The 12,823-nt window shown below is 70.2% G+C and carries 13 protein-coding genes and 1 pseudogene; 6 read left to right on the forward strand and 8 right to left on the reverse strand.

Going from position 1 to position 12,823, the window contains the following annotated elements:
- Positions 1-115 precede the first annotated feature (115 nt).
- Positions 116-409 carry a hypothetical protein gene (locus ACWCRD_RS07950; protein ID WP_030941334.1) on the reverse strand — a complete coding sequence of 98 codons (294 nt, stop codon included), beginning with the start codon at positions 407-409 and terminating at the stop codon, positions 116-118.
- Positions 410-578: 169 nt separating this feature from the next.
- The gene (locus tag ACWCRD_RS07955; RefSeq protein WP_450965071.1) at positions 579-1,043 is read right to left on the reverse strand and encodes a hypothetical protein; all 465 of its coding nucleotides are present in this window, start codon (positions 1,041-1,043) and stop codon (positions 579-581) included.
- Positions 1,044-1,459: 416 nt separating this feature from the next.
- On the opposite strand from ACWCRD_RS07955, the gene ACWCRD_RS07960 reads away from it, so the two are divergent.
- Together ACWCRD_RS07960 and ACWCRD_RS07965 are read left to right on the forward strand one after the other, a co-directional pair.
- Positions 1,460-2,206, forward strand: coding sequence for a hypothetical protein (locus tag ACWCRD_RS07960; protein WP_450965072.1), 747 nt, complete (start codon positions 1,460-1,462; stop codon positions 2,204-2,206).
- 74 nt (positions 2,207-2,280) lie between these two features.
- Positions 2,281-2,559 (forward strand): hypothetical protein, encoded by a 279-nt coding sequence (locus tag ACWCRD_RS07965; protein ID WP_450965073.1) that lies wholly within the window; start codon positions 2,281-2,283, stop codon positions 2,557-2,559.
- A 67-nt stretch (positions 2,560-2,626) separates the two neighbouring features.
- Here ACWCRD_RS07965 and ACWCRD_RS07970 read toward each other — a convergent pair whose 3' ends face one another.
- Positions 2,627-3,109 carry an N-acetyltransferase family protein gene (locus tag ACWCRD_RS07970; RefSeq protein WP_450965074.1) on the reverse strand — a complete coding sequence of 161 codons (483 nt, stop codon included), beginning with the start codon at positions 3,107-3,109 and terminating at the stop codon, positions 2,627-2,629.
- 27 nt (positions 3,110-3,136) lie between these two features.
- Positions 3,137-4,057, reverse strand: coding sequence for an aminoglycoside phosphotransferase family protein (locus tag ACWCRD_RS07975; RefSeq protein WP_450965075.1), 921 nt, complete (start codon positions 4,055-4,057; stop codon positions 3,137-3,139).
- On the opposite strand from ACWCRD_RS07975, the gene ACWCRD_RS07980 reads away from it, so the two are divergent.
- Positions 4,056-4,727: a rhomboid-like protein gene (locus tag ACWCRD_RS07980; RefSeq protein ID WP_450965076.1), complete on the forward strand. Its 672-nt coding sequence runs from the start codon at positions 4,056-4,058 to the stop codon at positions 4,725-4,727. The two genes, ACWCRD_RS07975 and ACWCRD_RS07980, sit on opposite strands and share 2 nt — an antisense overlap.
- Before the next feature lie 10 nt (positions 4,728-4,737).
- A complete protein-coding gene (locus ACWCRD_RS07985; RefSeq protein WP_450965077.1) occupies positions 4,738-6,144 on the forward strand; it encodes an NAD(P)/FAD-dependent oxidoreductase in 1,407 nt (468 codons plus the stop codon).
- A gap of 306 nt (positions 6,145-6,450) precedes the next feature.
- On the opposite strand, the gene ACWCRD_RS07990 is transcribed toward ACWCRD_RS07985, so the two are convergent.
- Both ACWCRD_RS07990 and ACWCRD_RS07995 read right to left on the reverse strand, forming a co-directional pair.
- Entirely contained in the window at positions 6,451-7,953 is a 1,503-nt protein-coding gene (locus tag ACWCRD_RS07990) for an MFS transporter (protein WP_450965078.1), read from the reverse strand.
- Positions 7,954-8,009: 56 nt separating this feature from the next.
- Positions 8,010-8,990: pseudogene (locus ACWCRD_RS07995) on the reverse strand (zinc-binding dehydrogenase).
- 263 nt (positions 8,991-9,253) lie between these two features.
- Between ACWCRD_RS07995 and ACWCRD_RS08000 the strand changes: the two are divergent.
- Complete coding sequence (locus ACWCRD_RS08000; protein ID WP_450965079.1) at positions 9,254-9,949, forward strand: pentapeptide repeat-containing protein; 696 nt, start codon at positions 9,254-9,256, stop codon at positions 9,947-9,949.
- A gap of 165 nt (positions 9,950-10,114) precedes the next feature.
- Here the strand turns inward: ACWCRD_RS08000 and ACWCRD_RS08005 are convergent, their stop codons facing one another.
- The gene (locus tag ACWCRD_RS08005) at positions 10,115-10,615 is read right to left on the reverse strand and encodes a hypothetical protein (RefSeq protein ID WP_450965080.1); all 501 of its coding nucleotides are present in this window, start codon (positions 10,613-10,615) and stop codon (positions 10,115-10,117) included.
- A gap of 82 nt (positions 10,616-10,697) precedes the next feature.
- On the opposite strand from ACWCRD_RS08005, the gene ACWCRD_RS08010 reads away from it, so the two are divergent.
- A complete protein-coding gene (locus ACWCRD_RS08010) occupies positions 10,698-12,092 on the forward strand; it encodes a M1 family metallopeptidase (RefSeq protein WP_450965413.1) in 1,395 nt (464 codons plus the stop codon).
- 41 nt (positions 12,093-12,133) lie between these two features.
- Here the strand turns inward: ACWCRD_RS08010 and ACWCRD_RS08015 are convergent, their stop codons facing one another.
- Complete coding sequence (locus ACWCRD_RS08015) at positions 12,134-12,655, reverse strand: hypothetical protein (RefSeq protein ID WP_450965081.1); 522 nt, start codon at positions 12,653-12,655, stop codon at positions 12,134-12,136.
- Positions 12,656-12,823 lie beyond the last annotated feature (168 nt).

The raw sequence follows: 12,823 nt of genomic DNA on the forward strand, positions 1-12,823 counted from the left end.
TCGATGCCCGGAAATATCACTGGCGTGACAAAAAAATGGGGCCCCGGCACCGAGTCTGGAGCTCGGTGCCGGGACCTGCTTCCCGCTCTCGGCCGTCTATGCGACCGTCATTCGACTAGAAGGCGCTGTTGTTGCAGCCCATGCTCGAGCCGATGTGGGTGTCCTGGCCTCCGGCGTTGCCCTCGCCGTTGAGCGCGTTGCCGAGCAGGCCGTTGAGGATGCCGACCTGGCCGAGGACGTCGACGTTCAGGTCGTGCGACTTGCAGTTGGAGCTCTGCAGCACGTTGAACTTGTCGCCGCCCTTGCCGCCCTTGCCCCCGTCGTCGTGAGCCTGAGCGGTGCCGGCACCGAGGAGTCCGACGGTGCTGAGGGCGGCGACCAGGACGGCAGCCTTGCGAAGCTGGTGCATGTCATCTCCGGTGGAGTGAGTGGGTGCGATCCGTAACAGATCGACTTCTTACAGTTACGGAGAATAATAGGAAATAACCGACAATCACCTAGCGACGCGCCGTGTCCTGTGATCTTGTTGCGGCAGCTCCCTGAAGTCGTACGGCGATCCCGGTGGGCCGAGGTCTCTCCTAGTGGGCCTTGGCGAGGGCGTTCGCCTGGCTGTTGGCCTGGGTGCAGGCGACGCCCTTGGTCTCGGCGGCGGCGAGCACGGCGACCGGGAGGTTCGCGTTGAGCACGGACTGCGGGCTGCACTCCTGGGCCGGGCGGAAGAGGTTGAGCTGGTCGGCGTTGCCGCCGGACTGCGCCGGGGCCGACGGCGAGGAGATGTGCGGGTTGATCTGCGGGTTGAACTGCGGATTGACCTGCGGGGCAACCTCGGCGGGCTGCGCCGGGGCCGCCTGTCGCTGGGCGGGTCCACCGGAGGCGTGGGCGGTGGCCTGGGTGGCGGTGAAGGCGCCGGCCATGGCGGGGCCCGGGGGCGGGGCGCTGTTGCCGTAGGCGACGGGAGTGTCGGCGACACTGGGGCCGACGCCGATGGCGGACAGACCGCCGGCCGCTGCTACGACGAGCGCGACGTGCTGGAACTTGCGCATGGAACCTTCGGCCCTTCATTGACCTGGCATGGACGTACTGAAATAGCAGATGAGCCAGTGGAGTTGTGGCTGCTCTTGCTGCCCTGGGCGGCTGCGGTGGGTGATGGGTCTTCGCTCTGTCCCCGTGGGGAACGAAGCAAGTTCCGGGCCAGTCACGGCAGTCGGGGAGCAGTCACCCATTCGCCCCCGGCGGACCGGTTATCCGATCAATTCCAAATGGGTGACGGAATTCTCGATCCCGTGACCGCGCAGAAGGAAATGTCGTTGCCAGCAGGGAGAGGGCAGCGACCATGAACCGGTGAGAGGGGCAAGGGGATCCGCTGTCGGCTCCGGCGTGAACATCAGACTGAGCGCACGCAACACAGCACTGAATACAACGGATTTCCCTGCACAGGTATTGAAGGGCCGAGGGTTCCATGCGAAAGATTCACAAGGCCGCGCTCGTCGTAGCAGCGGCCGGCGGTCTGTCCGCCATCGGCGCCGGCGTCAGCCATGCCGACGCTTACCCCGGGTACCCCGGTGGCGCTCCGGCTGCCCCCTACTACCCGGCCCCGGCGCCCGCGTACTACCCGGCGCCGCAGTACGCGGCCCCGGCGCCCGCCTACTACCCGGCCCCGGCACCGCCCCCGCAGTACTACCCGGCCCCGGCTCCCCAGTACTACCCGGCACCCCCGCAGAGCGCTCCGGCGCGGGCCGTTGCCGCGTCCACCGCGGACAGCACCGCGCAGTCCGGTGGCCCGCAGTCCTACGCCCAGCCGGCGCCGCAGTACGTGCCCCAGGCGCCCGCCCCGCAGGCCGCGCCGCAGCCGAGCCAGGCCACCGCCGTCGCCTCGTCCGTGGGTGGTGCGCAGGCCGGTGCGCCGGCGTCCGCCCCGCAGGCCGCGCCGCAGCAGCAGCCGCTGGTTCAGCCGCAGGTCGCCCCGCAGTCGTCGCCCGAGGTCATGCCGAAGGTCGCCCCGCAGGTCGCCATGCCCCAGGTCTTCAACCCCGAGCCGGCTCCGCATGTCGCCCCCCAGGTGAACCCGCAGTTCAACCCCCAGGTGAACCCGCTCATCGACCCGCTGGTCTCGCCCGCCAGCGCAGCACCGCAGGTGCCCGGGCTCGGTCTCGGACAGGTTGCGGCTCCTCCCGTCGGGAACCTGGGTCTGCCCCGACTCGGCTGATGGCCTCCCGCTGGTTGTCCGTCGTCCCAACTCGATCTGCTGCAGATCACTTCCGCTCGATCAATGGAGAAGAAATGCGCAAGCTTCAGAAGGCCGCCATCGTGGGCGCCGCTGTCCTCGGCAGCATCGGCGCCTTCGGGGTCGGCCCGGCCTTCGCACACGGCGAGCCGGGGCACGACATCGACGTCACGCAGGACATCGAGTGCCGCTCGCACGACATGAACGTCGACGTCATCGGCAGCCTCGGCGCCCTCAACGGCCTGCTGGGCGGCGCGCTGAACGGCGAAGGCGACCCGGGTGCCCAGCCCTCCCACCTCGGTTCGGACATGGGCTGCAACAGCAAGGCCCTCTGAGCAGCCGCGCTGCCGCTTCTCGCCCAGGTCAGGAGCAATCCGGCCTGGGCTTTTGCCCTTCCCGGCGTCAGCTGTGCCGGCCGGCCAGCTTCTTGAGCGCGTCGTCCGTCAGTCGGTACACCGTCCACTCGTCCAGCGGGCGGGCGCCGAGGGACTCGTAGAAGGCGATGGCCGGGGTGTTCCAGTTCAGGACGGACCATTCGAGGCGCTCGTAGCCGCGCTCCGTGCAGATGCGGGCCAGCTCTGTGAGGAGGGCTCTGCCGTGGCCGGCGCCTCTGGCGGTGGGGCGGACGTAGAGGTCCTCCAGGTAGATGCCGTGGACACCGCGCCAGGTGGAGAAGTTGAGGAACCAGAGGGCGAAGCCGACCGGCGTTCCGGTGGTGTCGTCGGTGGCGATGTGGGCGTAGGCGGCGGGGTGGTCGCCGAAGAGGGCGTCGCGGAGCTGGGCCTCGGTGGCCCTCGCCTCGTCCGGGGCCTTCTCGTAGGCGGCGAGTTCGCGGATCAGGGTGTGGATGACGGGGATGTCTGCGGGGTTTGCTTCGCGGATCACATCCGTGAGGGTACGCGTGGGTCGTCTTCAGGCCTGGGTGCGCAGCCGCCTGGCTATTTCCAGGTCGCTGGGCTCCGGTGCGCGGCCGTCCTCCACGTCCCAGAGGGTGTTCTGCAGGAGTCTGCCCAGCGTCCAGGCACGCGCGCGTGCGCGGTCCAGGCCGAGTACGTCCGTCATCGCGTCGAAGCGCCAGCGGATCTCGTCGGTGTCGAAGCGGTTGGCGAGGGCCGGCCAGAGTTCGAAGCCGGGGTCGCCCGCCAGGGGTTTGGGGTCGATGGCGAGCCAGGGGGCGCGGTCCGCGGCCAGGACGTTCTCGTCGTGCAGGTCCCAGTGGAGGAGGCGGTCGCCCGGTTCGTCCACGACTTCTCGTACGGCGGCCGCGCAGTCCGCGACCAGGCTGCGGGTTTCGGGGTCCGGGATGCGTTTCAGTGCCCGGGGGGTCCGGTCCAGCATGGCCTGGGTGATGTCGCCGAGGCGGCGCATGCCTTGCGGGGCCGGGGTGGCGGTCAGATGGGCCAGCAGGCGGGCGATGACCAGGACGGCCTCGCGGGTGTCGGGGAGCCGCGCGAGCATGCGGGTGTGGTCGAGGCGTTCCAGGAGCATGCTGTGGGTCGTCTCGTCGTGGGCGAGGAGGCGGACCGCGCCGTCGCCGTCCCACAGGCGCAGGGCCACCGGCTCGCCCACGCTCTCCTCGTCCAGCAGTTGCAGCTTCAGCACGGCAGGGGTGTCGTCGGAGCGCAGGACCGGGAGGACGAGGGCGGTGACTCCGTGCATGGGGCGCCCGTCCAGTCGTAGCTCCCAGAGATCGAGGAACTCCTCTGCCAGGCGCGGCAGGCCCGCGATGAAGGCCCGTCCCGCAGCGCCGTTGAACTTCTCCTGTGCCGCTGCCAGCTCACCCGGAATGTCGATCACCCTTGCGACGATACTTACGTGCGTGAATCGCCTCATGCGAATTGACCGGGGGCTCGGGCAGAGGGTGTGGGCCTACGTCTGCAGCGCGCCGGGCACGTATCTCTGGCTGGCCGTCCTGTTCGTCACCACCGTCGCGTTGCACCACATGTCGCCGCACTTCGAGCAGGAGTTCCTGCGGCAGCGGTCCACGAACATCCATGAGCTGTCGAACGACCCCGGGCGGGTGCTCCTGCAGAGCGCGATGTGGATCGACGGGGGCGACTGGTTTCCGTATGAGTTCCTCTACGTGGCCTTCCAGTACACCGTCTTCCATGCGCAGGCCGAGCGGTGGCTGGGGACGCTGCGGTGGCTGATGGTGTGCGTGGCCGCCCATGTGCTGGCGACGCTGATCAGCGAGGGAGCCCTGCTGAGGGCGGTGCAGGACGGGGTGGTGAAGCACTCGGCCGTCAATACTCTTGATATCGGGGTGAGTTACGCCCTCGCAGGGGTGGTGGGGGTGCTGGCCTACCGGATCGCGGCGCCCTGGCGGTATCTGTATCTGGCGGGGGTGTTCTTCGTGTACGGGGAACCGCTCGCGGACTCGCCGACCTTCACCGACCTCGGGCATTTCGTGTCGGTGCTGATCGGGCTCGCGTGTTATCCGCTGGTCATGGGACGGGGGCCCGCGTGGGATCCGAGGGAGACAGTTTCGGACCTCAGGGGTTAGCTTTCCGGCCATGAGCAGCTCGGTGAGCAGTGTCGTGAACGGCGGTATCTCCCACTGGTACGCGGACGACGGTTTCCCGGCGGTGCGGGAGCCGCTCGGCGGTGACGCGTCCGCCGACGTCGTGATCGTCGGGGGCGGGTACACGGGACTGTGGACCGCGTACTACCTGAAGAAGGCGGCGCCCTTCCTCCGTATCACCGTCCTGGAGCAGAAGTTCTGCGGGTACGGGGCCTCTGGGCGCAACGGCGGCTGGCTGTACAACGGGATCGCCGGGCGCGACCGGTACGCGAAACTGCACGGGAGGGAGGCCGCCGTACGGCTGCAGAAGGCCATGAACGAGACCGTGGACGAGGTCGTCCGGGCGGCGCGCGAGGAGGGCATCGAGGCCGACATCCACAAGGGCGGCGTGCTCGAAGTCGCCACCACACCCGCCCAGTTGGCGCGGCTCAAGGCCTTTCACGAGCTCGAACTGTCGTACGGGGAGAAGGACCGTGAGCTGTACGGCGCAGGGGAGACCGCCGAGCGGATCCGGGTCGCGGACGCGGTCGGATCGACCTGGACCCCGCACGGGGCGCGGCTGCACCCGGTGAAGCTGGTGAAGGGGCTGGCGGCCGCCGTCGAGGCGCTCGGGGTGACGATCCACGAGCTGACGCCGGTGGCGGAGATCCGGCCCAAGCATGCGGTGACGCCGTACGGGACGGTCCGGGCGCCCTACGTCCTGCGCTGCACGGAGGGCTTCACCGCGCGCCTGAAGGGGCAGCGGCGCACCTGGCTGCCCATGAACTCCTCGATGATCGCGACCGAGCCGCTCACCGCCGGGGAGTGGGAGTCGGTGGGCTGGAACGGGCTGGAGACGCTCGGGGACATGGCGCACGCCTACATGTACGCGCAGCGGACCGCCGACGGGCGGATCGCGCTCGGCGGGCGCGGAGTGCCGTACCGCTTCGGTTCGAGGACCGACAACGACGGGCGGACGCAGGCGGAGACGGTCGAGGCGCTGCGGGAGATCCTGGTGCGGTTCTTCCCTTCGCTGGCGGGGGTGGGGATCGAGCACGCCTGGTCGGGGGTGCTCGGGGTGCCGCGGGACTGGTGCGCGACGGTGACCCTGGACCGGTCGACGGGGCTCGGCTGGGCGGGCGGCTATGTCGGCTCCGGGGTGGCGACGACGAATCTCGCGGCGCGGACGCTCAGGGACCTGGTGCAGTTCGACTCGGGGCAGGGCGGCCGGACGGAGCTGACCGATCTGCCATGGGTCGGGCACAAGGTGCGCAAGTGGGAGCCGGAGCCGTTGCGGTGGCTCGGGGTGCAGGGGATGTACGCCACCTACCGGGCCGCCGACCGGCGGGAACGCGCCACGTACAGCGCGGAGTCCTCGAAGCTGGCGCAGTTCGCCGATAAGGTGGCGGGGCGGCACTGAGGATTTTTCACCCTCTGATTGCATTCACGGGAACGCAGTTGCGGACCGGTCCGGACGGGCGGCTGTATGCGGCGACGCATGGGCGGGGGATCTGGGCCATCGACGTGCGTCGGTTGCGGTAGCGCTCCGCACTGGGGTGCCGCGATGGGTCGTTGATTGTCTGCGGCGCCGTTGTGGCTGGTCGCGCCCGCGCGGCGGAGCCGCATATCGATACAGCCCCGCGCCCCTGAAGGGGCGCTCCCGCTGGCGGCGGTAAGGGGAGGGGCCCGCGGTCCGAGCGGCCCCTCCCCGCTTTAGCGGGCGGTCCTACGCCACCGGCTCCGGTACGGCTTCCTGGGCCGGCGCCCCGTGCTTCGGGGCCTTTGCCGTCACCATCAGCCCGGCCACCAGCCCCGCCAGCAGCATGATCCCGGCGGCCCACCAGATGGCGACCGTGTAGCCGTGCACGACGCCCTCCTTGGCGATCAGGGCCTTCTGCGCCGGGTTGTGGAGGTGGGCGGCGATGTAGGCGGTGCTGCTGGTGGTGGCGATGGTGTTCAGCAGGGCCGTACCGATGGAACCGCCCACCTGCTGCGAGGTGTTGACGGTCGCCGAGGTCACACCGGAGTCGTGCGGGGCGACGCCCGCGGTCGCGGTCGCGAAGACCGGCATGAAGGTCAGACCCATGCCGAGACCCATCAGGATCAGACCGGGCATGACCTCGGTCGCGTACGACGAGTGGGTGGTCATCCGGGTCAGGAGCATCATGCCGCCGGACGCGAGGACCATGCCGGGGACCATCAGCATCCGTGGCGCCACGTGCTGCAGCAGCCGGGCGGAGATCTGGGTGGAGCCGGTGATGATCGCGGCGGTCAGCGGCAGATAGGCCAGACCGGTCTTCACCGGCGAGTAGCCGAGCACCACCTGCAGGTAGTAGGTCATGAACAGGAACAGCCCGAACATGCCGATCACGGCGAGCATCATCGTCAGGAAGCAGCCCGCCCGGTTGCGGTCCTTGACGATGTGCAGCGGAAGCAGGGGCATCGGGGCCCGGTTCTGCCACCACACGAAGGCGACCAGGAGTGCGACGCCGACCGCGAACAGCGCCAGCACCAGGGGGTCGGTCCAGCCCCTCGGCTCGGCCTCGCTGAAGCCGTAGACGATCGCGACCAGTCCGCCGCAGCCCAGCACCGCACCCGGCACGTCGAGGCGGGCGCCCTTGTGGCCCGGACGGTCGTGCAGCAGCGCGAAGGCACCGAAGACGGCGACGATCGCGATGGGCACGTTGACGTACAGGCACCAGCGCCAGTTCAGGTACTCGGTGAGCAGCCCGCCGACGATGAACCCGATCGCCGAACCGCTGCCGGCCAGGGCGCCGTAGATGCCGAAGGCCTTTCCGCGTTCCTTCGGGTCGGTGAAGGTCGTGGTGAGCAGGGACAGCGCGGAGGGCGCGAGGACGGCGGCGAAGATCCCCTGCAGCGCGCGGGCGCCGAAGAGCATGCCGGAACCGGTGGCGGCCCCGCCGAGCGCGGAGGCGGCGGCGAAGCCGATCAGCCCGAAGACGAACGTCCGCTTGCGCCCCACCAGGTCCGCGATGCGGCCGCCGAGCAGGAGCAGACCGCCGAAGGCCAGCGTGTAGGCGGTGATCACCCACTGGCGGTTGCCGTCGGACATGCCCAGGTCGCGCTGTGCGGAGGGGAGGGCGATGTTCACGATGGTCGCGTCGAGGACGACCATGAGCTGCGCGAGCGCGATGATCACCAGGCCCCACCAGCGGCGGGGGTCGGCGTCCACGGGAGGGGTGGCTTCGCCTGTACGGGTGACGCTCACTCGGTCAGAAGACCATGAATCGGTACGTATCGCATCTGCGGATGCCTTGTGCCTGGTCATGGCTCCAGTACCACCTTTCCGGTCGTTCCGCGCGTCTCGAGCGCACGGTGCGCGGCCGCCGCCTCGGCGAGCGGGAAGCGCTGCACGGCGGGGGTCAGCCTGCCCGCGGCTGCTTCGGCGAGGGCGCGCAGTTCCAGGGTCTGTACGGGGTTGGGGCCGCCGGCCTTCCGCATCATCACGGGGCCGAGGACCCGTTCGGAGACGCCGTCCACGAGATAGGGCCCGCCGCCGCGGATGCCCGCGGCCGACCAGCCGAAGACGAGGTGTCTGCCGCCGGGGCCGAGGAGCCGTGTGCTGTGGCGGGCGACCTCGCCGCCCACGCCGTCGAGGACGACGGTGGCGGGACGTCCGTCCAGATGGGCGCGGACCTTGTCCGGCTATCCAGGGTCGCTGTAGTCGACGGCGAGGTCGGCGCCGTTGGCCGCCACGCGCGCCGTCTTCTCCGGGCCGCCCGCCAGACCGACGACGGTGGCGCCGGCGTTCTTCGCGTACTGCACGAGCAGGGTGCCGATGCCGCCCGCGGCGGCCGGGATCACGGCCACGGCGTCCGGGCCGAGCTCCGCGAACTGCACGATCCCCATCGCCGTACGCCCTGTTCCGATCATGGCGACGGCCGCGGCGAAGTCCAGGTTGGCGGGGATCTCGTGCACGCGGTCGACCTCGGTGACGGCCAGCTCGGCGTAGCCTCCCGGGGCGAATCCGAGGTGGGCGGCCACGCGCCTGCCGAGCCACAGCGCGGCGACGCCCTCGCCGAGCGACTCGACGAAGCCGGCGACCTCGCGGCCCGGCACGGTGGGCAGCCGGGTCGGCTCGGGGAGCGGTCCCTGCTCGCCCTCACGGAGGGCGGTGTCGAGCAGGTGCACTCCCGCCGCCGCTACGGCGATACGGACCTGGCCCGGACCCGGCAGCGGGTCCGCCATCTCCTCGTAGCGGAGGTTCTCGGCGGGGCCGAAGGCGTGGAGCCGGATGGCGTGCATGCTGGATCCCCCATCGATTGCTTGTCAGGCACCCCAGCCTTCAACCTCAAGCATTCTTGAGGTCAAGGGGGCCGGTGGCCCGGCGGCCGAGCGCCAGTGACACCGGTGCCCGGCCTGTCGAGGGTGCCCGTACGGCCGTTCGGGTCTCCCTCGCTTCGGTCCGCCTTTCTGTGGATACGACGGATCGGGCCCCCGGAATGTGACATGGGCGGCGTTCTGCCTGGTCAGAGCCGTTGTCAGTGGTGGAGTGCACCATGGGGGGCATGGCGAGGAGAGAGGCGGGCGGGATGGGCGGCTCCAGCGGTACGGCGGTGAAGGGGGCGCGGCGGCCGGAGGTGCGGCTGCCTGCGCTGGAGCCTTTCGAGGGCGGCGAGTTGGAGCCGGACGGGGACTACGACGGGCTGGAGTTCCGGGAGGCGGACCTCGCGGGGCAGGACGGCGGGGGTGCCCGCTTCATGGACTGCGCGCTGACGGGGTGCGCGCTGGACGAGACGGGGCTGCAGCACGCCCGGATCCTCGACTCGGTCCTGACGGGGCTGCGCGGGGTCGGCACCAACCTCGCCGAGGCCACCCTGCGTGACGTCGAGGTGGTCGACGCCCGCCTCGGAGGCGTGCAGCTGCACGGGGCGGTGCTGGAGCGGGTGGTGATCCGCGGCGGCAAGATCGACTACCTGAACCTGCGCGCGGCCAGACTCAAGGACGTCGTCTTCGAGAGCTGCGTGCTGGTGGAGCCGGACTTCGGGGGCGCCCGCCTCGAGCGCGTGGAGTTCGTGGACTGCGTCCTGAAGGAGGCGGACCTCACCGCGGCGGAACTGAAGGACGTGGACCTCAGAGCGGCGGCCGAACTCGGCATCGCGCGGGGGGTGGACCGGCTGGCGGGGGCGGTGATCAGTCCGGGGCAGCTGGTGGACCTGGCGCCGGTGCTCGCGGCGGCTATGGGGATTCGGGTGGAGGGCTGAGGGACGGGGACTTTTCGGGGTTCGTCGGCTCGGTCTTTCCCCGCGGGGGCTTGATCTTCACGGGCGGGGGTTTGATCTTTCAGCCCGTCCGGCGTTTGAGGACAAGGCCGTTCAGGCCGAAAGCGGGGGTCTGGGGGCGGCAGCCCCCAGGACGGCCGCGCCAGCTCACGGCAACCTGGGAAACCGGGCCTGCAGCGTCCAGATCGCCGGATTCTCCCCAAGATCCTCATGCAGATCGACCAGATCGGCAATCAGATCATGCAGAAAATCCCGCGCTTCGCGCCGCAGTTCACTGTGGGCAAAGGAGAGCGGCGGCTCCTCCGCCGGCATCCAGTCGGCCTCCACGTCCACCCACCCGAAGCGCCGCTCGAAGAGCATGCGGTCGGTCGACTCGGTGAAGTCGAGCTCGGCCCGCTGGGGCCGCGACGCGCGGGAGCCCGCCGGGTCGCGGTCGATGCGCTCCACGATGTCGCACAGCGCCCACGCGAAGTCGAGCACCGGCACCCATCCCCAGGCTGTGGACAGTTCCCGGTCCGCCTTGGTGTCGGCGAGATAGACGTCACCGCAGAACAGGTCGTGCCGCAGGGCATGGACGTCCGCGCGGCGGTAGTCCGTCTGCGGGGGATCCGGGAAACGGTTGGAGAGGGCATAGCCGATGTCGAGCACGTACGAGATGGTGTCACGCCGCCATAGGATCACCGGCGTGCCCAGACCCGTACCCGTTGTCCCCGCAGCTCTCCGCGCCCCCATGGTCCGTCGAGCCCCCGCAGTTCTCTGCGCCCTCGCCGTGCTCCTGGTCCCGGCCGTGACGGCGTGCGACGGCGGCGTCCACGGCACTCCGGGCGGCTCCGGCCTGCGTGACCCGTACTTCCCGAAGGTGGGCAACGGCGGATACGACGTCGGCCACTACGACCTGAAGCTCGCCTACGACCCCGCCGGCGGGCACCGCCTCACCGGCACCGCGACCATCACCGCCCGCGCCACCCAGGACCTCTCCGCCTTCAACCTCGACCTCAAGGGACTGCACGTCGACGAGGTCACCGTGGAGGGCAGACGCGCCCGCTGGAACCGCACCGGGCAGGAGCTCACCGTCCGCCCGCACGACGACCTCCGCGCCCGGGAGACCTTCCGGATCACCGTCCGCTACTCCGGCAGCCCGGTGACCATCACCGACCCCGACGAGTCGGAGGAGGGCTGGCTGCGCACCGCCGACGGCGCGCTCGCACTCGGCGAACCCACCGGCTCCATGGCGTGGTTCCCCGGCAACGACCACCCCTCCGACAAGGCGTCGTACGACCTCGCCGTCACCGTCCCGAAGGGCCTGCAGGCCGTGTCCAACGGGGAACTGACGGGCGAGACGAGCAGCGCCGGCCGTACGACCTACACCTGGCACACCGCCGAACCGATGGCGACCTATCTCGCCACCCTCGCCATCGGCCACTACGACATCAGCCGGTACACCGTCGGCAGCAAGCACCTGCCCGTGTACGTCGCCGTCGACCCGACCGAGGCGGACGCGAGCCGGAAGGTGCTCGCGCAGCTCCCCGAGATCATCGAGTGGGAGGAGGACAACTTCGGGCCGTACCCCTTCTCCTCCACGGGAGCGATCGTCGACCGCCCGGACGACGCCGGGTACGCCCTGGAGACCCAGAACCGGCCGGTCTTCCCCGGCGCCCCCGACACCGGGACCCTGGTCCACGAACTGGCCCACCAGTGGTACGGCGACTCGGTCACCCCGAAGAGCTGGCGGGACATGTGGCTCAACGAGGGCTTCGCGACGTACGCGGAGTGGCTGTGGGACGAGGACCACGGCGGCGACACCTGCCAGGAGACCTTCGAGTCCCGCTACAACGACGGCGACAAGGACATGTGGGCCTTCCCGCCGGCCGAGCCGAGCGATGCGGCGCACATCTCCGACAGCCCCGTCTACGAGCGCGGCGCGATGGTCCTGCACAAGATCCGGCAGACCGTCGGAGACGACACCTTCTACGACATCATCCAGGGCTGGGCCGCCGCCCACCGCCACGGCAACGCGGACACCGACGACTTCACCGCGTACGTCGAGAAGAAGGCACCGGACAAGGACTTCAAGGAGATCTGGAAGGACTGGCTGTACGGGGAGGGGAAGCCGGACCGCCCCTGAGGAGTCCACGAGAGCAGGCCGAGAGAGGGACGATCCGGCCGTCACACCCGTCGCTCGAGATCGGCCCGCATCGCCGCCCGCGCCGCCCAGACCGCCCGGCCGTGCTTGAGCCGTTGCTCCTGGAACTCGGGGGAGTCGAGGGCCGGGTCACCTGTGGCGAAGATATCCTGCAGCTCCCGCAGAGTGCCGTAGACGGCTTCCAGGACGTCTGACATCTCCTGCGGCGCGCAGATCAGGGCCGATTCGCGGACCTCGTCGCAGCCCGAGGTGCGGAACGCCTCCCGTACGGCCGTGTCCAGGGTGTCCCGTCGCTGGTGTGCGCGTGCGGTTGCGTGCATGGCTTCGTAGGCCAGCCGGTACTTCGTCAGGCAGGTCACGTAGATGTCCCTGCGTTCCTGACGGTCGCGTTCCGTCGCGTCGCGTCGCCAGCGAGCGCGGTCGGCGAGCAGGGTCGAGCCGACGCCGATGAGCGCGCCGAGTCCGGTTCCGGCCAAGGTCGTCCAGTCCACCTCGGCATGGTGCACGGGCGCGGTGCGGCTCATGCGGGCGGGGTCGAAGACCATGTGCTGACCTTTGGGAAGATTTCCCGGAAGCCACACCACGATTCCGGGGACGGAAGACCATGACGACACCGCCGCAGCCGCCGTACGGCCATCAGCCCCAGTACGGTCAGCAGCCACCGCCCCCGCCGCCGCACCCACCTGCCACGGCCCCGGCCGGTTTCGGCCCGC

The sequence above is a fragment of the Streptomyces sp. NPDC002092 genome (assembly GCF_053593775.1).